This is a genomic window from Janthinobacterium paucivorans (assembly GCF_051380805.1).
In the GTDB taxonomy this organism is placed as follows: domain Bacteria; phylum Pseudomonadota; class Gammaproteobacteria; order Burkholderiales; family Burkholderiaceae_D; genus Janthinobacterium; species Janthinobacterium lividum_D.
Window position 1 is genome coordinate 243,716 of sequence record NZ_JBNYXR010000006.1, and the last position, 21,157, is coordinate 264,872.

The window sequence follows — 21,157 nt, forward strand, 5'->3', positions numbered from 1 at the left end:
GCTGCCATGCTCGCCGTTGGCGGCGCCCACGCGCAAACTACCACCATTAACTTCAAGGCGCTGGAGACCTCCGGCATCTTTGCTGCCGTTTTACCCTCCTACTCCGAAGGTGGCTACGATCTGTTGTCGGCATCGTGGAAAGAAGGCCTCGTGCATACCTTCCAGGCCGATAATATCGCTGCCAGCGTAAGCGCCGTGCCGGAACCGGCCACATATGGCATGCTGCTGGGCGGCTTGGGCCTGCTGGCTTTCATGCGCCGCCGCAAGAACGCCGCCTTAACCTGAGCTTGAACTTGAATTGGCGCAGGCGCTGCCAGCGCGCATGAAAAAAGCCGCCGCTGCTTGAGCTGGCGGCTATTGCTTACTTGTCGCCACCGGTGCTCACGACCACAGGCGCTGGCCCGACAGGTCGAGCTGGGTCAAGTACAGTCGCACGTCGAACTCGTACTGGTGGTACTGCGGTTCCATATACGCGCACAGCTTGTAGAAGGCCTTGTCATGTTGCTTTTCTTTTACATGCGCCAGTTCGTGCACGGCGATCATGCGCAGGAATTCCAGCGGCACTTCCTTGAACATGGTGGCCACGCGGATTTCATGCTTGGCCTTGAGCTTGCCGCCTTGCACGCGTGAAATCGACGTGTGCAAGCCCAGCGCGTGCTGGATCACATGGATCTTGCTGTCGAACGCCACCTTGTTGATGGGCTCGGCATTGCGCAGGAATTCATTCTTCAACTCTTGTACGTACTGGTACAAGGCCTTGTCGTTGCGCACCTCATGCGCGTTAGGGTAGCGTTTTAGCAACACTTCGCCCAGCTTGTCTTGCGCGATCAGTTGTTGCACTTGCGCTTGCGTTTGTTCGGAATAGGCGCTCAGGTATTTCAGGGATGGCTGCATGCGGGGAAGGGCGCGGTCGAGAGTAAGGCGAGAATGTACCATACCGCGGCGCCCCGCGCTGTGCCAGCGCCGACATCGGCCGCTGCGGCCACCCCACGCCCCACGCCCTTGTCTAGCCTGGCCTGGCGTGGCAGATCAGCGCGGTTCTGCCTTGTGCTCGTCGTCGTGGCTGCCTTGCAAGCTCGCCTTGGCTTGCTGCTCGGCGTTGCCGCTGCGCGACGCGCTACTGTTGCGGCCTTCATTAGCGCGTTGGGCCGATTGCCGGCTCTCGCCGCCTTTCCTGCCGATTTCCGCCATGTGTACACGGTTGCGGCTGACCGCTTCGCCACCTTTTTGCCCCGCCCGGCGTGCTTCTTCCGAGTCAAATTCATGCGCCGTGCCCTTTTGATGGGCTGCCTGACCGCCCTTGCTGGCAATTTCGCGTTGCTGGCCTTCGCTCATGGCGGCGAAACCGCGTTTGGCCGTGCCTTTGCTGCTGCCCGATGCGCTCGCTTTCTGGCTGCTGCCAGCGCCTTTGCCCTGCTCATTACTGTTGGCCATGTCGCTCTCCTTGTTGTCGGGTAGTGGCCCGGTGTTCAATACGGGTCAATACGGGTGCTCAATGTGCTTGATCGGATTGCCTGCCGGGATCGCGGCTGCGGCCCGCACCGTCGCGGTGGCCCGTGGCATGCAGTTTTGCGAGCATTTCGCGCTGGCGCTGTGTGGCTTTTTCCGTTTCTTCGGCCGTCTTGCGCACCACTTCGTCAGCGAAGGCCACGGCCGTGCGGCTCGCTTCGGGCAAGTGATACTCTGCCGTGCGCTTTATTTCGACATTGGCGTTGGCGACGAGATTGCCGAGTTGCTGCTGGTACTGGCGCAGCTTGTTACTACCCGGCTGCAGCTGGGCAGCGGCCAGCGACAGGAACTCGCCCGTGTCGCGCGCGCACAGCAGTTGCTGGCTGGCGCTGCTCCATTCCTGCAGCAGTTCTTGCGCCAGCCGCAGATGCAGCTCGCTCAGTTGCTGCGCCGTGTCGAACAGCTTGCGTGATAGTTCTGTGGCGAAATTGCACTGGATTTCCAGGTGCGACTTCAGCGCTGGGCTGAGATGGGGAGGGATGCTGTTTGTGAACATGTTCTACCTCAATGAAAATCTGGTCCGAGAAACACCCGGTGTAGCGGATGCGACGTGTACTGAAACAAGCAAAGAGATAGACGCCGTATGGCGTCCCAGGTTCCCTGCGGGATGCCGGCTTGCTGTGAGAATTCGGGCTGGCAGACGTAAAAACGCGATGACTTTGTGCCAGATCAAATGAAGATGTAGCGCTTTGCCAACGCTGGCAGTCATGCAGCGCGTGTGGAAAATGCAGGCTTGCAGGCCCGGCCGTGCGACAATAGCCGGCTCGCGGCAGCGCAGCCGATGGCCGGCGCGCCTGGCTTAGCCGAGCATAGCCCTCTTTTTTGCATTATTCCTCGACCATGACGCATCCCGAATACATCCTGACCCTGTCCTGCCTGGACCAGCGCGGCATCGTGCACCGCGTGTCCGGCTTCCTGGCCGAACACGGCTGCAACATCCTCGATTCCGCCCAGTTCGGCGACCAGGAATCCCAGCTGTTCTTCATGCGCGTGCATTTCGCGCTGGAAGACGGTAGCGTCAGCGACACCCAGTTGCGCAGCGACTTCGCCGACCTGTCGCAAGTCATGCAGCTCAATGGCCAGTTGCACGATGCGCGCGTCAAGCCGCGCGTGATGCTGATGGTGTCGAAGATTGGCCATTGCCTCAACGATTTGCTGTTCCGCTACAAGAGTGGTTTGCTGAACGTGGAAATTCCCGCCATCGTCTCGAACCACATGGAGTTCTACCAGTTGGCGGCCAGCTACAATATTCCCTTCCACCACCTGCCCCTGGCGGCCGGAGCACCGGAAGCGGCCAAGCTGGCGCAGGAAGCGAAGATCATCGAGCTGATGGACACGCACAAGATCGACCTGGTGGTGCTGGCGCGCTACATGCAAATCCTCTCGCCCGGCCTGTGCCAGGCGCTCGATGGCCGCGCCATCAATATCCACCATTCCTTCCTGCCCAGCTTCAAGGGCGCCAAGCCGTACGCGCAGGCGCACCAGCGCGGCGTCAAGCTGATCGGCGCAACGGCCCATTTCGTCACGGGCGACCTCGACGAAGGCCCGATCATCGAGCAGGACGTCGAGCGCGTCGACCATGCGATGGATGCCGAAATGCTGACCGCCATTGGCCGCGATGTCGAGTGCGTGGTGCTGGCGCGCGCCGTGAAATGGTTCGTCGAGCACCGCATCTTGAAAAATGGCGACAAGACCGTGGTCTTCCGCTGATAGCGCCGCCCGTACAATATTGATATCCACTTTACAGAGACAGAAACACGATGGCCCTCAAAGCAACAATTTTCAAAGCCGATCTGCAGATCGCTGACATGGACCGCAATTACTACCAGGATCACGCCCTGACCCTGGCGCGCCACCCGTCCGAAACGGACGAGCGCATGATGGTGCGCCTGCTGGCGTTCGCCATCCACGCCAACGAGGCGTTGACGTTTACCAAGGGCTTGTTCGATACTGAAGAGCCCGACCTGTGGCAGAAAGACCTGACAGGCGCCATCGAGCTGTGGATCGAAGTGGGCCAGCCCGACGAAAAACGCATCCTGAAGGCTTGCGGGCGTTCGGCGCAGGTGATCGTCTACAGTTACGGCGCAACCAGCCATATCTGGTGGAAGCAAATCGCCAACAAGCTGGAACGGGCGAAGAACTTGACCGTGATCAACCTGCCATCCGAGGCGGCGCAAGACATGAGCAAGCTGGCGCAGCGCAACATGCAACTGCAATGCACGATCCAGGATGGCCAGATCTGGCTGACCGACAGCGTCAACACAGTCTTGATCGAGCGCGAGCCGGTCAAGCCGGCGCGCTGATTGTGATCGTTTGAAACGCAAAAAGCCCGGAGCGATCCGGGCTTTTGTCATTGCTGGCGTTTATATCGGCGCGCTGCCCAGGCGCTCGATGCTGCTTGAGCGCTGCATGCTGCGGCTGATACGCGGATCGCCGTAGTAGCGCACTGCGCCCGAGCCGCCGATGCTGATGCTCAAGTCATCCTTGGCCCACACTTGCGCCTCGCCCGAGCCGCCGATGCTCACCTGCACGTCGCGCGCGGCCAGGCGGCCTGCCTGGATATTGCCCGAGCCGCCGATCGATGCCGTCAGTTGCCGCGTCTTGCCGCTGGCCGTAAAGTTGCCGCTGCCACCGACGGCCACGGCCACCTGGCGGCTATCGAGGTCAGGCGCGTGGATGGCGCCGGAGCCGCCCACGTCGAAGCGCAGCTTATCGGCGCGCAAGCCCGTTGCCGTGATGCTGCCCGAGCCGCCCACGCTGATGCGCTCCACCTGGCGCGCCTGGATGACAATGCTCAGGCTGCTCTGACGGAAATGCATGTTGCGCTTGGCGCAGCGGATGCGCAAAGTGCCGTTTTCCACCACCGTCTCGATCAGCGGCACGATATTGTCGTCGGCCTCGATGGTGATGCTGTCCGTGTTGCCGATGCGCAATTCGACCGTGCCCGGCACATTGAGCGCCACGCCTTGGAAACTGGCAAGCTCGCGCGTCTGCTTTTGCAGCTTGCCGCTGCCCTCGATGCTGTTGCCGGAGATCCAGTCGAGTGGCGACGCCAGCACCGGCGCGGCCGGGATGGCCAGGGCGCAGGCGGCCAGCAGCAGGGCGCTGGCGATGCCGGCGTGGCGAAGGCGGCGAAGGTGGCGAGGTCGGAAAAGTGGCTGTGTCATTCTTGCTCCCTGTTTTGAATTAGTCTGCAGCCATGGTAGGCCAGACACCCGCGCCTGTGTAGCGCGCTGCGACAGACTGCGGCGGCGGCGGCACAGAATGCAGCAGGCTGTGACGCGATGGCATGAGGTATCATGCGGGTATTGGACATACGACGACCGGCTCGCGCCGCTCACACTACTGGAATTACATGCTGATCATTACCATCAAACAGGGCAAGGAAAAGAGCTTGCTGGGCCAATCCTGGATTTACGCGTCTGCGATTGAAAAAGTCGAAGGCAAGCCGCAGGAAAAAATGAAGCCCGGCTCGACGGCCATCGTGCAAAGCTCGGCGAAGCAATTCATCGCCCGCGCCGCCTACAATTCGAAGTCGCAAATCCGCGCGCGCATCTGGAGCTTCAAGGAAGACGAACCGGTCGACCATGCGCTGATCAAGCGCCGCGTCAAGGCTGCCATCGAGAAAAAACTGCCAGTCATCAAGAAGGCGGGCGAGAACCAGCTGTTGACCCTCATCAAGGGCGAAGACGAGGGCTTGCCGGGCCTGGTGGTGCAGTTATTTGGCGGCGTGCAAGGCTATCTGATTTGCCAATTCAATGCCGGTGGCGTGGATGCGTGGAAAGTGGCCATCGTGCAATCGCTGATGGCTTCTACCGGCTGCGTGAACGTGTACGAGCGCTGCGATGATTTGATGCGCAAGGGCGAAGGCTTGCCCCTGATCGACGGCGCCCTGGCCGGCGAAGAGCCGCCCGATGAAGTCATGCTGACGGACAACGGCGTGCGCTATGCGCTGGACTTGAAGACCGGACATAAAAGCAAGTTCCGTTGAGAGCGGCTGCCTGACGTGAAAAAAACCGGCGCCGGCCGGTTTTTTTATGGCTAACCCGCGCATCACCGGAGTCGGATCCTGAGGATCCGACTCCGGCTGTAGCAGGGCTTGGGAATGATGGACGGCTAGTCCAGCGGCACGCTGCGGTACCTGTTGACTTCTAATGCAGAAACCGCCGGCGCATTATTGCCCCACGAGGCACGCACATACGTCACCACGGCCGCTATCTCGGCGTCATCCATGGCGGCACCGAACGGCGGCATGCCATAGGGCCGCGCGTTGCTGCTGGTCCCGGGCGCAAAGCCGCCGTTGAGCACGAGGCGGATGGCGTTTACGGCCGAGTCCGTCGTCAGCGCGCGCTTGCCGGCCAGCGGCGGGTAGTCAGGCGGCACGCCTTTGCCGTCGGCCTGGTGGCAACTCGCGCACTGCGCCCGATACAGTTTTTCCCCCAGTGCCAGTTGCTGCCGAACTTGCTCTGACGTTTCGCGCGGGGGGCGTGCTGCCGCCTGCGCCGGGCCGGGCAAGCTTTTCAGGTACACGGCCATCGCCTGCAGGTCGTCGCTGCGCATATGCTGCGAGCTTTGCCGCACCACCTCGGCCATGGGGCCCAAGACGGTGGCGCGCGGCGAGACGCCCGTTTGCAGCAATGCCACGATATGCGCCGTATCCCAGTCGCCCAGGCCCGTTTGCGCATCCGATGTCAGCGCTGGCGCGTACCAGCCCAGTACGGGTATCAGGCCGCCCGACAGTGTCTCGTCGCTACCGCCCAGGGCATTGCGGCTGCTATGGCAGGCGCTGCAGTGGCCCAGGCCCTGCACCAGGTAGGCGCCACGATTCCATTCCATGCTGTGCGTCGTGAGCGGCTGGTACACGCCGGGCTTGAAGTACAGTGCGCGCCAGGCGGCCAGCGCGATTTGCTGGTTGTAGGGAAAGCGCAGCGCGTGCGGCGCGTTCGCCTGCCTGTGCGGCGGCACGCGCTGGAAATATGCGTACAGGGCGTCGCTGTCTGCGCGCTGCACCTTGGTGTAGTTGGTGTAGGGGAACGCCGGGTACAGCAAACGGCCGTCTTTCGACTTGCCGTTGTGGATGGCGCGCCAGAAATCGTCGGCCGTCCAGCTGCCTATGCCCGTTTCCTTGTCGGCCGTGATGTTCGGTGAGAGCACTGTGCCGAACGGCGTCTGCAAGGCCCGTCTCCCCGCATACGCCACCCCGCCGCGCATCGTGTGGCAGGCCATGCAATTGCCCGCTTTGGCCAGGTAGGCGCCACGCGCGACCAGCTGTTGCTGGCTAAGGGGGCTGGCAACGGCGGCTGGGCCGAGGTCGTCGTCCGGGTACAGCAGGACGTTGGCGCTGACGCCGGCGAGCAGTAGCAGGCCGGCCGCGATCATCCATTTTTTCATGGCGCCACCTGCGCCGCAGAACCTGGCACGCCACCGCAGTGCAGCGGCAAGGGCAGGGTGATGCTGCTTGCAGGGCGCGCGTCGGCGCTGGCCACTTGCGTGCCCAGCCAGGCCGAGACGGCGCCCACGTCCGCATCCGACAGGCGCTGGGCCACTTGCGCCATGCAGTCGGGCGCATGGGCGCGGCGTATGCCATTCTTCCAGGCACCGAGCTGGGCGTTGATATAGTCGCGCGGCAAGCCCAGCAAGCCGGGGATGGCTGGCGCCACGCCGGCCAGTTGATGGCCATGGCAGGCGCTACAGGCTGGAATTTTTTTGCCGGCATCGCCTTGCAGCACCAGCTGCTTGCCGCGCGCCAGGGCCGCCTTGCCGGCGCTGCTGGGCTGGGCCGGCGGCGGGGCAGGGTGCTGCGCCGCAAAATACTCGGCGATTTCGCGCAGGTAATCGTCGGGCAAGTGTTCGACCATGTAATTCATCGTCGGGTACTGTCGCCTTGCTTCGCGGAAGTTGAGCAGCTGGTTGTACAGATAGCCGGCCGGCTTGCCAGCGATACGGGGAAAGAAGGCATCATGGCGCTCCTTTGGCGCATGACAGGCGGTGCAAGCCTTGATGCGCTGTTCCAGGCTGTCGTGGCGCGCTGGTGGCGTCGCCGCTGCTGCCAGCGCCAGGCCGGGCAAGGGCAGTGCCAGGGCCAGCGCCAGTGCCAGTGCGCAGCGGCAATGCAGTGCTAGCGAAAGTTGTCTGGAAAGTGGCATGGCAAAATAAGCTCTCTCGTCGGTCGCAACGGCGTGCTGGTCTTGCTGCACGGATCATTTTTTACCCTAGCATATACCCGCCACGGTGATTCTGACAGCATCAGTTGTGAAGAACACGACAGATCAGTTATCAGTTATCAGTTATCGCTTTAAGGGCGTAGGATTGACATGCGATGGGCCATTGGCGGCAGGGGGTGCCGCCATGCGTGCACCAGCTCAGACGGGGGCGGGCGGTGTGGCCGGCGGCGTGCTGGCGCGGGGGGCTTTTTGCGCCGTTACTTTACCGCCGTCGGCGATCCAGCGGCGATACACGCGCAGGGCCACTTGCGCATCGTCGGCTGCGTACAGGATCTGTTTTTCCGTCAGGCGCGAGGTGGCCCAGTTGGTGGTGGAGATCTTTTTTGATTTCTGCAGGTGCAGGCCAAAGAACTTGGCCACGGCAGTCTTCGCGCCCAGGTCGTTGCGCTGGCCGCCGCGCAGGGCGACGGACAGGTCGAGCACCTGGGCCGGCGCGATACCGAGCTTGTTGCGCAGGCGCTTGACGTCGTCGGACAAGCCAAAGCCCACCTTGATGGTGGTGGTCGATTCGAGGATGGCTTTCAGTTCGGCCAAGGCCAAGGCCGGTGCGCTGCCTACCTGGAACAGGTAAGCGATGTCGTCGGTGGCCAGCTGGATCAGGTGCGGCCCCGTGGAGGACTCGCCCTTCACAAAAGTCGGCTTCGATTCCGTATCGAAGCCGATGGCGTCAGCTGCCAGCAGGGCTGCCATGGCGGCCCTGGCGTCATCACTGGTGCGTACCAGTTTGACGTGCTCGATTGCAATGCCTTGATATGGGGGCAGAGGCGGTGCGACAGCTGTGTCCATGAAACCGGATCAACCTTTGCGCGAGAATTTTGCGGTCAGCTGACTCAGTTTTTCCAGGCGCAAACGGTTCGCTTCTTCGGCAGCGGCGGCGTCGCGTTCGGCCTTTTTGCGATCGGCTTCCTTCTTGAAGCGTTGCTGCAACACTTGCGTGGCGTGGTCGCGGTGCGTCTGTGTCACTTCTGCGCCGGCTGTACCGTCGAGGTCATAGCGAATCTTGGCTTTTTCCATCATGCGCAAATAGCGCAGCGAACCCGTGTGGATGCCCAGCGCCGTGCGCATCAGCTTGCGGTCCAGGTCCGGCAGGCGTGCCAGGATCTGCTTGTCGATCCCGATCGATAATGGCAGGCAATCGCGGAACGGCGGGAATTGCTCTTGGAACTGCTTGAGCAGGGCGCGCGCTGTCAGGCCGGTAGGGGCCGGCGTGGCCGCTGCCGCTGGAGCCGCCGCTGGGGCTGCATCGACTGGCGTGTCTGGAGTGGTGGCTTGCTGGTCTGGCGTGGAGCTGGTCATCGACATCATTGGTTGGGCTATAAAAGGCGAGCATAGCACGCGCCACAGGCAAGTGCATTGTCTTTTTTGGCAACTTGTGCAGAGATAAGCTAGTCCGTACGACAGTGCGCGCAGCGCGAATGGCGAGAAATGTGTATAATGTCCGCTTGCGCTGATGACTAGGCCCCGTATTTCACGGTCTGGCTCAGGTGTGCAGGGGATAAGAGCAGTGCGGTGCAGGGGCACTATTATTGATATTTTTGATACCAGATATTTTGCTTATCAATTATCCAGATAACTGGCCTTCGTGCATAATCTTGCTCTCCGCTGTGTCTTCACTGAACAACAATAGATTCAAGCCCGTTCTGGTACGGGCTTTTTTTCATTCCGCAATGTACATCGCTTATTTATCTGACCCGGCTTCGGCCCCGCCGCCGCTGTGTGCGCGGGCTTTGAACGTCCCGATAGACAGGCGCCGCTGCCCTTGACGGCAGCGGCAACAATACGCTCCATCGAGTCCGGTTTCGCAGGCTTAGGTGGAATCATTCACTTCGCGCCGACACCATCTGGTCTCGCATTAAGAGATATCTCATGAAGAATACGCCAAAAACTTTAACGTTGTCCGCCAAGGCGCCACGCCCAGCTGCGGCACCACTTGCCGTACCCAAAACGACTTTATCTTACTTCATCGATAATGCGCAAGCGAATCCGGAAGCCACCGTCACGACGGCGCCCACCGTCGTCACCGTGGTAAAGAAAAGCCGTTCGCGTCTCGCTGCCGTGCCGCCGGCCGAGTCGGCTGTGGAAGCAGCCATTGCCGCACCTGCCGCCGAAGTCGTTGCCGAGGTAGTCGATGCTGCGCCGGCCAAGACTCCGAGCGTGAAGATCGCTCCCGGCGCCAAGGCGCCGGTCGCGCCACGCAAGATCAGCGAAAGCGCCGCCACGAATAAAGTGGTGACGGCTGCCCGTTCGAAAGTCGTGCGCGCCAAGCCTGAAGTGGCGCCCGTGACCATTATCACCGGCGCGCAAGTGGTCAGCAAGACCACGGACGCCGATGCCCTGGCCGCCATCGACACCTCGAATTACTTCTTGCCGAGCGTCAAGGTGCCGGGTCGACGTGGCCGCAAACCGAGCGAATTCACGCCAGAAAACGATGAAGTGGCAGCGCTTAACGCCGTTGAGCGCGCCGAACTGAAGGCGGTATCGAAAGCGCGCGACCGCAAAGCCAAAGGCGGCCTGGCCGATGCACTGGGCGATCCGGAAGCCTCGGCAGCGGACCTGGAACGCCGTCGCAAGCAGATCACGGGCTTGATCAACATGGGCAAGGAGCGCGGCTTCCTTACCTATGCCGAGATCAATGACCAATTGCCGGAAAATATCATCGATCCGGAAGCGATCGAAGGCATCATCGCTACCTTTAACGACATGGGCATCGCCGTCTACGAGCGCGCCCCTGACGCGGAAAGCTTGTTGCTGACCGACAACGTCGCCACCGTCACCAGCGATGATGAAGTCGAAGCCGCTGCCGCTACCGCCTTGTCGACGGTCGACTCCGACTTCGGCCGCACCACCGACCCTGTGCGCATGTACATGCGTGAAATGGGCGCCGTGGCGCTGCTGACGCGCGAAGGCGAGATCGAGATCGCCAAGCGCATCGAAGGCGGTCTGAAGGACATGATCCAGGCAATTTCCGCCTGCCCGACCACCATCGGCGAAATCGTTGCTCTGTCGCAAAAAATCGCGCGCGACGAGATCAAGGTCGATGAAGTGGTCGACGGTTTTGTCGACTTGAACGAAAGTAATGCCCCGGCGCCTGCCGCTGCCGCCGCGCCGGTCGTCGCCAGCGGTGACGACGAGGAAGAGGAAGAAGAAGCCGAGGAAGAAGACGGCGACGCGAATGGCGGCGCAGCCGGTTTCTCCAGCGAGCAATTGGCCCAGCTGAAAAAGAATGCGCTGGAGAAGTTCAACGTCATTTCGACGCAGTACGAAAAGATGCGCAAGGCGCCCGAGGGTTACAACTCGAAAGCCTACACGAAGGCGCAGGAAGCCATTTCGCAGGAATTGCTGGGCATCCGCTTTACGGCCAAGGTCGTGGAAAAGCTGTGCGACACCCTGCGCGGCCAGATGGAAGAAGTGCGCCACATCGAGCGCGCCGTGCTGGAACTGTGCGTGAACAAATGCGGCATGCCGCGCGCCCACTTCATCAAGGTGTTCCCGGGCAATGAATGTGACCTGGAATGGGTAGACCGCGAAGTCGATTGCAAGTATCCGTACAGCGCCATCCTCAGCCGCAACGTGCCCGCCGTCAAGGAACTGCAAAAGAAGATGATCGACCTGCAAGCGCGCGTGGCCTTGCCGCTGGCTGACTTGCGCAAGATCAACAAGCAGATGGCTGCCGGCGAAAAACGTGCGCGTCACGCGAAGCGCGAAATGACGGTCGCCAACTTGCGCCTGGTTATTTCGATCGCCAAGAAATACATCAACCGCGGCTTGCAATTCCTCGATCTTATCCAGGAAGGCAACATCGGCTTGCTGAAGGCGGTCGATAAATTCGAATACCGTCGCGGCTACAAGTTCTCGACTTACGCCACCTGGTGGATACGCCAGGCCATCACGCGTTCGATCGCCGACATGGCGCGTACCATCCGCGTGCCGGTGCACATGATCGAAACGATCAACAAGATGAACCGCATCTCGCGCCAGATCATGCAGGAAACGGGCAGCGAGCCTGACCTGGCGACGCTGGCCGTCAAGATGGAAATGCCGGAAAACAAGGTGCGCGAAATCATGAAGATCGCGAAAGAGCCGATTTCCATGGAAACGCCGATGGGCGAAGATGGCGATTCGCAACTGGGCGACTTCATCGAAGACAACACTACCCTGGCACCGCTGGACGCCGCACTGCACGCGTCGATGCGCAATGTCATCAAGGAAGTGCTCGATTCCTTGACGCCACGCGAAGCGAAAGTGCTGCGCATGCGTTACGGCGTGGAAATGTCGAACGACCATACCCTGGAAGAAGTGGGCAAGCAGTTCGACGTGACGCGTGAGCGCATCCGCCAGATTGAAGCGAAAGCCATGAGCAAGCTGCGCCAGCCTTCGCGCTCGGACAAGCTGAAAACCTTCCTGACGCAAAACTAGAGACACCCGCCAGAACCTACTGCGCGTCCTCACTTGCGCCCGCTACGCTACTGTCAGGTGTCGCGATAGGTATTGAGTACATTTAAAAAGAGGCGCAAGCCTCTTTTTTTTCGTCCATCCCTAGCGTTGGCTTACATGAAACGCGTGCGCGCGCCTAGTAGGCCCATGCGATAGTTGTGTTGCAATTTGTATAGCAGGACGCCGCTGGTCGAGATCACGATGGTGATCACCAGCCAGTCCAATGGATTACTGCGCTGCGGTGCGGGGGCCGCTTGCGATGGCACGGCGAAGGCCTGGAATTTATGCCCCGTGTAAATGGCGCCCACCACCAGGCCGGCGTCCGTGATCTTGTTGGTCAGGTACAGGCCATCGTCGCGGCGGCGCACCGTCATCACACCTTCCTTGTAGACAAAGGTCATCGGTTCAAAGCCCTTGATGTGGGCGCTGCCGACGATGTGTCCGGCAGCGTTGACTGCCGTGGCGTAGCTGTCGCCCTGGCCGATCAGGGCGCCCAGGTCGAGCATGCGCTTGCCATCCCAGGCGAATGCGTGCCAGCGGCGCTTGTCCGTTTCCGAGGCGCCCACGATCAGGCCCGCGTCATTGATGGCGGTGGCCGAGCTGATGCGTCCGCCGGGCAGGGTGCCTATTTCCTGCATGCCCGCGCCGGGGCGGTAGGCGAAGGCACGGCGGTAGCCATCGCCGCGCTGCGCCGTGCCCACCACCACGCCATGTATATTTACGCCGCTGGCATAGCTGCTGGCGCCGCCCAGGGTGCCCAGGTCTTGCAGGCTGAGGTCGGCTTTCGTGATAAAGGCGTGGAAATCGCCGTCGCTGGTATCGGCATAGCCGGCCACCTGGCCGTCGCGCGTGATGGCGGTGGCGTAACTGCTGGTGCCGCCCAGGGTGCCCAGGTCGCGCATGCCGCCCGCTTCTTCAAAGCGGAATGCATGCCAGGCGCCAGTGGCTGTCTGCGCCGAGCCCACCACCACGCCATGCGTATTAATCGCCTTGGTGAAACCTTCATTGCCGCCCAGGGTGCCCAGTTCGCGGATACGGCCATGCTGATACGTCACGGCGCGGCGTCGTCCTTCTGCTTCCATGACGATGCCCGCTACCAGGCCGGCCGGGTTCAGGTCGGATGCGATACTGCCATTGCCATCTTTTTCACCAAAGCCGCGTTCGGCATAGTTGGTGGCGCTGGCGATGGCAGTGGGGACGGCGGCCAGCAGGAGCAGGCCGAGCACGGTGGCGGGAAGGCAGCAGAACCGTGGCGGCATGATAGGCTCTTCAAAGAAAAAACTTACTATACTTTTTTATGCCGTAAATGCATACTTAATTTGTTACCTTTTTTGATAATTTTTGTGACGTGCTATCGCTATGCCGATGCGGGTGCCATTGTCGCTGATGCGCAGGACGAGGCGCGAGTCGGCCTCCCTGGTCGCTGCGGTGTGCATGGGGCCGGCCCGTGGCCCGTGGCTCTCTCGGTGCCGGCCCCTGTCTGCCGATGGCAGCCTGATGCGATCAGCCCGTATTGCGCAGACCTGCCGCCACGCCATTGATCGATAGCTGGATGCCGCGGTGTACCCTTTCGTCGATTTTGCTTTCTGCCGACAGGGCGCGGTTGCGCTTGATCAATTCCACCTGCAAGTGGTTCAGCGGATCGAGGTAGGCGTAGCGGTTCTGGATCGAGCGCGCCAGCAGCGGGTTGCCCGCCAGGCGCTCCGTGTTGCCGGTGATCAGCTCCAGGCAGCGCAAGGTGGTGCCATGCTCATCTGTGATGCGCTTGTAGATGCGTTCGCGCAAGTCCTGGTCTGCCACCAGTTCCGCATAGCGCGAGGCAATCGCCAGGTCCGTCTTGGCCAGTACCATGTCCATATTCGACAACAGGGTGGCAAAGAATGGCCATGCGGCGTACATGGCGCGCAGGGTGGCGATCTTCTCATCTTTCGCGGCGCCCGCAGCGTCGTTAATCCACGCTTCGATGGCGCTGCCAAAGCCAAACCAGCCTGGCAGCAGCAAGCGGCACTGGCCCCAGGAAAAGCCCCAAGGAATGGCGCGCAAGTCTTCGATGCGCTGGTTGGCCTTGCGCGAGGCGGGGCGCGAACCGAGGTTCAGTTCGGCGATTTCCGCAATCGGTGTGGCCGAAAAGAAATACTCGGTAAATCCCGGCGTTTCATACACGAGGTGGCGGTAAGCGTGATACGCCAGTTTCGACAGGTCCGCCATCACGGCCTCGAACTGCGCCAGTTCGCTGGCGTGGGCGTCACTGGCTGCTTGCGGCGCCAGGCTCGCTTCCAGGGTGGCGGCCACCAGCAATTCCAGGTTGCGCCGGCCGATTTCGGCATTGGAAAACTTCGAGGCGATGATTTCGCCTTGTTCCGTCAGGCGGATCTGCCCGTTGACGGTGCCCGGCGGCTGGGCCAGGATGGCTTCATAGCTGGGTCCGCCGCCTCGGCCCACCGTACCGCCACGACCATGGAACAGGCGCAGCTTGACGCCGGCCTTCTGGAAGTCGGTCACCAGCGCCAGTTCGGCCTTGTACAGTTCCCAGTTCGAGGTGAGAAAACCGCCATCCTTGTTCGAATCGGAATAGCCGAGCATGACTTCCTGCAACTGTCCCTGTTTGGCGATCAGTTGTTTAAGCAAAGGCAAGGCCATGACTTGGCTCATGATGCCGGCCGCGCGCTGCAGATCGGGTATGGTTTCGAACAGGGGGATGACCATCAGCTCGCAGCTGCTGTCGCCGTCGCCTCCCGCCTTCCAGTCGCTGCGCAGCAAGCCTGTTTCTTTTTGCAGCAGCAGCACTTCCAGCAAGTCGGACACGGTTTCCGTGTGCGAAATGATGTAGTTGCGGATCGCGCGCGCGCCATAGCGCTGGCGGATATCGCGCGCCGTGCGCAAAATCGCCAGTTCGGAATCCGTTTCCGCGCTGTAGGCGATATACGGCGAGTACAGCAGGCGCGGCTGCGCCAGTTCATTCAGTAGCAGGGCCTGCTTATCTTCCTCGGGCAGGGCCGTGTAGTCGGCGCTTACGCCACTTTTCGCGAATAGGTCGGCCAGCACGCGTTCGTGCACGTCGGAAGTCTGGCGCATATCCAGCGAGGCCAGGTGGAAACCGAAGATGTCGGCCGCGCGCGCCAGAGTGGCCAGGCGCGGGCGCACGAGCGCTGCGCCATGGTGCGATTCGAGCGAGGCGACGATGGTGCGCAAGTCGGTCACAAACGCGGCGGCGTCGCGATACGCTGCGGCCGGCCCCACTTCCTTGCGCAAAATATTGGTGGCACCCAGGGCGCGGGCGGTGGCGGCCAGGCGCGCATAGATGCCGATCAGGGCGCGGCGGTAGGGTTCGTCGCTGCGGTGCGGCGAGGCGTCCGGCGACTGCTCGGCCAGCGCCTGCAGTTCCTCGCTGACGCCCACCATCAGGGTCGAGACGGACAATTCCGCACCCAGCGTGTGCACCTCGTCGAGGTAAAAGTCGAGGATGGTGGTGGCGTGGCGTGTCAGCGCATGCTGCATGGTGCCCGCATTCACGTTCGGGTTGCCGTCGCGGTCGCCGCCGATCCAGCTACCCATCTGCACGTAGGCGGCGTTGATGGGTTCGATGGTGCCGTCGCCGTTCGGGTATTGGGCGGCGATATCTTCCTCGATATCGTCGTACAGGCCCGGCAGTTCGCGCAAAAAGGTGATGCGGTAATAGGACAGCGCGTTTTCGATCTCGTCGGCGACCGTCAGCTTCGAATAGCGCAGCATGCGCGTTTGCCACAGGGTGGAGACGCGCGCGCGCAGCAGCTGCATATTGGCTTGCCGTTCTTTCGGCGTCAGCTGCCGGTCGCGCTCTGCCAGCAGACGCGCGATGTCGTGCTCGGCGTCGAGTATGCTCTTGCGCTGCACTTCCGTCGGGTGGGCCGTCAGCACGGGAGCGATCAGCGCTTCCTGAAAGAAAGTGTCGACGGTCTTGCGCGGCACGCCGGCGGCGCGCAGTTTTTTCAGCGCGAAGCTGACGCTGCCCTTTTGCGCTGGCGAGCCGGCCAGCAGGTGGGCGCGCCGACGGCGGATATGGTGTTGATCTTCGGCAATATTGGCCAGGTGCGAAAAATAGGAAAAAGCGCGCACCACGGAAATGGTCTGTTCGCGGCTCAGTTCCTTGAGCATGGCGTCGAGTTCGAGCGCGGCGCCCGCATCCGCTTCGCGGCGCAAGCGCACGGACGTCTGGCGTATGGTTTCCACCACATCGAAGACGGCGTCGCCTTCCTGTTCGCGCAGTACGTCGCCCAGCAGGCGACCGAGCAGGCGGATGTCTTCTTTCAGTGGCGCGTCCTTGTCGGAGCCGGCCGCTGGAACTATTTCTGGTGCTACTGCGTCATTGAGCATAATAAAGAACCAAAGTAAGTGTAAAAGCAAGGAAATGTGGATCGCACCGGGCGTTTGGCCGCAGGGGGGAGGGGGCGCATGATAAAATTTGTGGTCTTCAACATGGACGCCAGCCTAGCTTGGCCTTCTAGGCAAAGGGATAACGATTATAGCCACGCCGGGCGCCACCCGATACACATTGATCGCGGACGCGCGCACAGGCAACGCCAATCGCAATGACAATCGCAACGACAATGACAGCGAAAGAACTTGTTTTGAAAGCATCCGAATTGACCCCGAACGAATTGCCCCTGAGCATACCCGCGCGCCTGGTGATCGCCACGCGCGAGAGCCGTCTTGCCATGTGGCAAGCTGAACACGTGCGCGCGCGCCTGGCCGCCCTGTACCCACAGTGTAGCGTTGAAATTGTCGGCATGACCACACGCGGCGACCAGATTCTCGACCGCGCCCTGTCGAAGGTGGGCGGCAAGGGTTTGTTCGTCAAGGAGCTGGAAGTGGCGATGGAAGAAGGCCGCGCCGACTTGGCTGTGCATTCGCTGAAGGACGTGCCGATGACGTTGCCAGAAGGCTATAGCCTGGCCGCCATCCTCGAGCGCGAAGATCCGCGCGACGCGTTTGTCTCCAACGATTACGCCAGCCTGGCCGAGCTGCCGCATGGCGCCGTGGTCGGTACCAGCAGCCTGCGGCGCCAGTCGCTGATCGCCGCGCGCTATCCGCACCTGACGATTTTGCCCCTGCGCGGCAACCTCGACACGCGTTTGGGCAAGCTCGACCGTGGCGACTATGCCGCCATCATCTTGGCCGCTGCCGGCCTGAAACGCCTGGGCCTGGCCGCGCGCATCCGCGCCGTGCTGGCGCCGGAAGACAGCCTGCCGGCCGCCGGCCAGGGCGCCATGGCGATCGAAATTCGTAGCGGGCGCAGCGACGGCGCCGACCTGGTGCGCCTGCTGGCGCCGCTGAACCACACGGAGACGGCGCAAGCTGTCACGGCCGAGCGCAAGGTGTCGAAGATTTTCGGCGGCAGCTGCCAGATTCCGTTGGCCGCGTTTGCCACCGTCGAAGGCGAACAGATGCGTTTGCGCGCCATGGTCGCCACGCCGGACGGCGCGCGCATGGCCAGCGCCGATGTCAGTGGCCCGGCCAGTGCGCCGCAATTGCTGGGTGAACAGGTGGCTGAACTGCTGCGCGAGCAGGACGCCGCCGGCATCCTCGCCTCGTGTATCGTTACGCCTGACGAGCATGAAGGCCTGGCGCCGCATGCCTGACACCGTGGTGATCACGCGGCCGGCAGCGCAAGCGGCGCCATTGGCCGCCAAAATTGCGGCGCTAGGCTGGCCCGTGACCGTGCTGCCACTGCTGGAAATCCACGCGCTTGACGGCGCAGAGGAAGGCGCGCAGCTGCAAGCGGTGCTGGCGCGACTGACCGAGTTCGACCTGGTGGCGTTCGTCTCGCCGAACGCCATCGACTGCGTCTTTGCGCACTTGAGCGTCTGGCCGTCCGGCGTGCCGCTGGCCGTGGTGGGCGAGGGCAGCCGCCTGGCCTTGGCCGCGCATGGCGTCACGGCTGCGAATGCCAGCATTAGCAGCCCGCTGGACCCGTCGCGCAGCGATTCCGAACATCTGTTGCTGGCGCTGGACTTGCCGGCCCTGCGCGGCAAGCGCGTGCTGATCGTGCGCGGCGATGGCGGACGCGATTACCTGGCCGACGGCTTGCGCGCCGCCGGCGCCGACGTCGCGTTCCTGACGGCCTACCGTCGCCAGGTGCCAACGCTGACGCCAGCCTTGCGGGCCACCCTGGAAAGCCTGTTGCAGCATGATAATGACTGGATCATCACCAGCTCGGAAGCGCTGCGCGGTTTGCTGGCGCTGCTCGAAGAATTGGATGATAAAAAGACGGCTGTTGTGAAAATGCAACAGCAGCATCTGATCGTGCCGCACGCGCGCATTGCACAAACGGCGGCGGCCCTGGGTTTTGTCCGTGTTACCTTGACAGGATCAGGCGACGCAGGAGTGCTCGCCGCGTTACAATCACGACCATGAACGAAATGCCTACACTCTCCGAACCGAATGCAACGCCTGGCAGCGCCGTGAAGACGGCGCCGCAGGCGGCCGACCAATCCGCTGGCCGCGCGCCCAGCTTGCTTGAGCAGCTGCAAAAGCCCATGAGCATCGCCGTCATCGTGCTGGCGGTACTGCTGGCGGCACACAGCTGGTCGACCAGCAAGCAAATCCGCAATTTGCGCGAAGAAGTTGCCAAGCGCCTGCAAAAAGGCGATGTCAGCAACGCTGAAACAGGCGTGCTGGCGCGCAACGTGCAAGAAGGCACGAAAGAGCTGCAAATCAAGGTGGGCGCGCTGGAAAACCGCCAGAGCGAAACACAAAGCCAGCAGCTGGCGCTGGAACAACTGTATAACGACTTGTCGAAGAACCGCGACGAGTGGGCATTGACGGAAATCGAGCAAGTGTTGTCGACCGCCAGCCAGCAGCTGCAACTGGCCGGCAACGTGCCCGGTGCGCTGATCGCCCTGCAAAATGCGGATCGCAGCCTGTCGCGTTCCGACAAGCCGCAATTCATCACCATCCGCCGCGCCATCGGGCGCGACATGGAAAAACTCAAGGCCCTGCCCAGCGTCGATTCGACGGGCGTGGCACTGCGCCTCGATGCCGTGATCGCCCAGATCGACGCGCTGCCGATGCTGTCCGACGAGACGCCGGCTTTGGCCGCGCCGGAAAAGCCGGGCAAGGCCAAGGCCGAGGCCAAGGCCGAGGCCAAGCCCAAGGCCGTGCGCGATGCGAGCGGCAAGCTGGCAGGACCGCCGGCGCCCGAACCGCTGCTGCAAAAAGTGCGCGACGGCTGGGATACCTGGAGCGGCGACATGTGGACTGACGTGCGGCAATTGATACGCATCCGCCGCGTCGATACGCCGGAAGCGCTGATGCTGTCGCCGACGCAAGCGTATTTCTTGCGCGAAAACGTCAAGTTGCGCCTGCTCAATGCCCGCATGGCCTTGTTGTCGCGCAATGAAACCGCGTTCAGGAATGACTTGATCGCCGCCCAAGATGCGCTGGCCAAGTATTTCGACACCCGTGCCAAGAGCACGCAGACGGCACAATCCTTGCTGCGCCAGGTGCAGGGCAGCAACTTGGCCATCGACATGCCAACCTTATCCGACAGTCTGACGGCTGTGCGCAACTACAAAGCGAAGTCCTGAGCCCATGCGTCTATTTCTCTGGTTACTCGCCCTGATGGCTACGGCGATCGGTATCGCCGTGACGGCCCGTTTCAATCCTGGCAATGTGGTGCTGTTCTACCCGCCATATCGCATCGATTTGTCGCTGAACTTCTTCCTGCTGTTGCAAGCACTGCTGTTCGTGCTGCTCTACCTGCTGGTGCGCGCCGTGCGCGCCACCGCGCGCATGCCAGCCCAAGTGGCGGCCTACCGCCAGCGCAAGCGTGAGCGTGATGGCAACAAGGGCTTGCGCGAAGCCTTGAAAGCCCTGTTCGAAGGGCGTTTCGGCCACGCCGAAAAGGCCGCCTTGCGCGCTGCCGAGCTGGAAGAAAACGCCGGCCTGGCCGCGCTGATCGGCGCGCGCGCTGCGCACCGCATGCGCCAGTCCGAACGCCGCGACAGCTGGCTGGCCCGCGTCGAAGCCGATGCCAGCCTGAAGACGGCGCGTTTGATGACGGTGACAGAATTGCTGGTCGACGACCATCAGCCCGAAGCGGCCCTGGCGGCCGTGCGTGAACTCAACGCCAGCGGCACGCGGCATATCCACGCGCTGCAATGGTCGCTGAAAGCCGAGCAGCAGGCCAAGAACTGGCCGGAAGTGCTGCGCCTCGTGCGTTCGCTCGACAAGCATCGCGCCTTGCATCCGGCGTTGTCGTCGCGCCTGCGCGAGCTGGCCTACGACCATTTGCTGTCCGACCCATCGCATGACGCCGAATCGGTGATGCGCGTGTGGTCCAGCGTGCCGAGTGTAGACCGCGTCAAGCCCTACATCGCCTGCCGCGCCGCCACGGCCCTGAATGTGCGCGGCCTGCACGACGAAGCGCGCCTCGTGTGCGAAGAATCGCTGGCCGCCGATTGGGATGCGCGTGTCGTGCGTGCCTACCGCTTAGCGGCGGCACCGGCCGGCACACCGGCCCTGCTGCTGCAGATCGAGCATTGCGAGCAATGGATGAAACAACGTCCGCTCGATGCGGAACTGGCGCTGACCCTGGGTGCCTTGTGCCTCAAACAAAAACTGTGGGGCAAGGCTCAGCGCCACCTGGAGCAGGCTTTGTCGGACGCGAACGAGCCGCAAATGGTGCGCGACGCGCACTTGAAGCTGGCGCAGATGCACGATGCCTTGCAGCAGACGGAACAGGCTGCTGCCCATTACCGGCAGTGCGCGCTGGCCACCATCCTGTAAGCCAGTTTGCAAGTCAGCTTGTACGCTGTTTCTGCAGACCTGAAAAAGCCGTTCCGTGCACACTGAACGGCTTTTTATTGCGCACGCGGTGGCGCCTTGCGCGCCGTGCATGCCACTGTTGTTGGCTTGGGGCGCAAAATGTCGGCAGCGCTGCTGCTGCAGCGCACAAGCAGCCCTTACTTCGCTATAATTGCGCGGTTAAAACACAATCCGCTAATGAGGAA

At 62.1% G+C, this 21,157-nt stretch carries 18 protein-coding genes and 1 pseudogene; 9 read left to right on the top strand and 10 right to left on the bottom strand.

The features are described from left to right. Positions 1-168 precede the first annotated feature (168 nt). A pseudogene (locus tag ACQ4V8_RS10195) lies at positions 169-285 on the top strand (FxDxF family PEP-CTERM protein); the annotation flags it as partial. A gap of 96 nt (positions 286-381) precedes the next feature. Here the strand turns inward: ACQ4V8_RS10195 and ACQ4V8_RS10200 are convergent. The 3 genes from ACQ4V8_RS10200 to ACQ4V8_RS10210 form a co-directional block, all read right to left on the bottom strand. Beyond that, positions 382-894 carry a YgjP-like metallopeptidase domain-containing protein gene (locus ACQ4V8_RS10200; protein ID WP_010396517.1) on the bottom strand — a complete coding sequence of 171 codons (513 nt, stop codon included), beginning with the start codon at positions 892-894 and terminating at the stop codon, positions 382-384. Between the two features lie 135 nt (positions 895-1,029). Next, positions 1,030-1,434: a KGG domain-containing protein gene (locus ACQ4V8_RS10205; protein WP_010396518.1), complete on the bottom strand. Its 405-nt coding sequence runs from the start codon at positions 1,432-1,434 to the stop codon at positions 1,030-1,032. Positions 1,435-1,492: 58 nt separating this feature from the next. Continuing rightward, positions 1,493-2,005 (bottom strand): phasin family protein, encoded by a 513-nt coding sequence (locus ACQ4V8_RS10210; protein WP_070345425.1) that lies wholly within the window; start codon positions 2,003-2,005, stop codon positions 1,493-1,495. A gap of 344 nt (positions 2,006-2,349) precedes the next feature. On the opposite strand from ACQ4V8_RS10210, the gene purU reads away from it, so the two are divergent. Beyond that, positions 2,350-3,219, top strand: coding sequence for a formyltetrahydrofolate deformylase (gene purU, locus ACQ4V8_RS10215; RefSeq protein WP_010396522.1), 870 nt, complete (start codon positions 2,350-2,352; stop codon positions 3,217-3,219). A 50-nt stretch (positions 3,220-3,269) separates the two neighbouring features. Further along, positions 3,270-3,812: a YaeQ family protein gene (locus ACQ4V8_RS10220; protein ID WP_010396523.1), complete on the top strand. Its 543-nt coding sequence runs from the start codon at positions 3,270-3,272 to the stop codon at positions 3,810-3,812. A 60-nt stretch (positions 3,813-3,872) separates the two neighbouring features. Here the strand turns inward: ACQ4V8_RS10220 and ACQ4V8_RS10225 are convergent, their stop codons facing one another. Continuing rightward, positions 3,873-4,676: a head GIN domain-containing protein gene (locus tag ACQ4V8_RS10225; protein ID WP_436571395.1), complete on the bottom strand. Its 804-nt coding sequence runs from the start codon at positions 4,674-4,676 to the stop codon at positions 3,873-3,875. Between the two features lie 188 nt (positions 4,677-4,864). Between ACQ4V8_RS10225 and ACQ4V8_RS10230 the strand changes: the two genes are divergently transcribed. Then, positions 4,865-5,500, top strand: coding sequence for a class I SAM-dependent rRNA methyltransferase (locus ACQ4V8_RS10230; protein WP_010396525.1), 636 nt, complete (start codon positions 4,865-4,867; stop codon positions 5,498-5,500). Between the two features lie 125 nt (positions 5,501-5,625). Here the strand turns inward: ACQ4V8_RS10230 and ACQ4V8_RS10235 are convergent, their stop codons facing one another. The 4 genes from ACQ4V8_RS10235 to ACQ4V8_RS10250 form a co-directional block, all read right to left on the bottom strand. Further along, complete coding sequence (locus ACQ4V8_RS10235; RefSeq protein ID WP_436571396.1) at positions 5,626-6,900, bottom strand: c-type cytochrome; 1,275 nt, start codon at positions 6,898-6,900, stop codon at positions 5,626-5,628. After that, positions 6,897-7,655: a c-type cytochrome gene (locus tag ACQ4V8_RS10240; protein ID WP_436571397.1), complete on the bottom strand. Its 759-nt coding sequence runs from the start codon at positions 7,653-7,655 to the stop codon at positions 6,897-6,899. Before ACQ4V8_RS10240 ends, ACQ4V8_RS10235 begins: the two co-directional genes overlap by 4 nt. A 216-nt stretch (positions 7,656-7,871) precedes the next feature. Continuing rightward, positions 7,872-8,519 (bottom strand): 3'-5' exonuclease, encoded by a 648-nt coding sequence (locus tag ACQ4V8_RS10245; RefSeq protein WP_010396528.1) that lies wholly within the window; start codon positions 8,517-8,519, stop codon positions 7,872-7,874. 9 nt (positions 8,520-8,528) lie between these two features. Continuing rightward, positions 8,529-9,038 carry a ProQ/FINO family protein gene (locus ACQ4V8_RS10250; RefSeq protein ID WP_010396530.1) on the bottom strand — a complete coding sequence of 170 codons (510 nt, stop codon included), beginning with the start codon at positions 9,036-9,038 and terminating at the stop codon, positions 8,529-8,531. 561 nt (positions 9,039-9,599) lie between these two features. Here ACQ4V8_RS10250 and rpoD point away from each other — a divergent pair. After that, the gene (rpoD, locus tag ACQ4V8_RS10255) at positions 9,600-12,149 is read left to right on the top strand and encodes an RNA polymerase sigma factor RpoD (protein WP_070345423.1); all 2,550 of its coding nucleotides are present in this window, start codon (positions 9,600-9,602) and stop codon (positions 12,147-12,149) included. A 131-nt stretch (positions 12,150-12,280) separates the two neighbouring features. Here the strand turns inward: rpoD and ACQ4V8_RS10260 are convergent, their stop codons facing one another. Together ACQ4V8_RS10260 and ppc are read right to left on the bottom strand one after the other, a co-directional pair. Further along, a complete protein-coding gene (locus ACQ4V8_RS10260) occupies positions 12,281-13,426 on the bottom strand; it encodes an HAF repeat-containing protein (RefSeq protein ID WP_436571398.1) in 1,146 nt (381 codons plus the stop codon). A gap of 244 nt (positions 13,427-13,670) precedes the next feature. Then, complete coding sequence (gene ppc / locus ACQ4V8_RS10265; RefSeq protein ID WP_436571399.1) at positions 13,671-16,520, bottom strand: phosphoenolpyruvate carboxylase; 2,850 nt, start codon at positions 16,518-16,520, stop codon at positions 13,671-13,673. Between the two features lie 254 nt (positions 16,521-16,774). On the opposite strand from ppc, the gene hemC reads away from it, so the two are divergent. The 4 genes from hemC to ACQ4V8_RS10285 are packed head-to-tail and all read left to right on the top strand — an operon-like array spanning position 16,775 to position 20,933. Then, positions 16,775-17,785, top strand: coding sequence for a hydroxymethylbilane synthase (gene hemC, locus ACQ4V8_RS10270; RefSeq protein ID WP_436571400.1), 1,011 nt, complete (start codon positions 16,775-16,777; stop codon positions 17,783-17,785). Next, complete coding sequence (locus tag ACQ4V8_RS10275; RefSeq protein ID WP_070346515.1) at positions 17,778-18,560, top strand: uroporphyrinogen-III synthase; 783 nt, start codon at positions 17,778-17,780, stop codon at positions 18,558-18,560. Before hemC ends, ACQ4V8_RS10275 begins: the two co-directional genes overlap by 8 nt. Further along, positions 18,557-19,732: a uroporphyrinogen-III C-methyltransferase gene (locus tag ACQ4V8_RS10280; protein ID WP_280720811.1), complete on the top strand. Its 1,176-nt coding sequence runs from the start codon at positions 18,557-18,559 to the stop codon at positions 19,730-19,732. Before ACQ4V8_RS10275 ends, ACQ4V8_RS10280 begins: the two co-directional genes overlap by 4 nt. Before the next feature lie 4 nt (positions 19,733-19,736). Then, positions 19,737-20,933, top strand: coding sequence for a heme biosynthesis HemY N-terminal domain-containing protein (locus tag ACQ4V8_RS10285; protein WP_436571401.1), 1,197 nt, complete (start codon positions 19,737-19,739; stop codon positions 20,931-20,933). Positions 20,934-21,157: the final 224 nt, after the last annotated feature.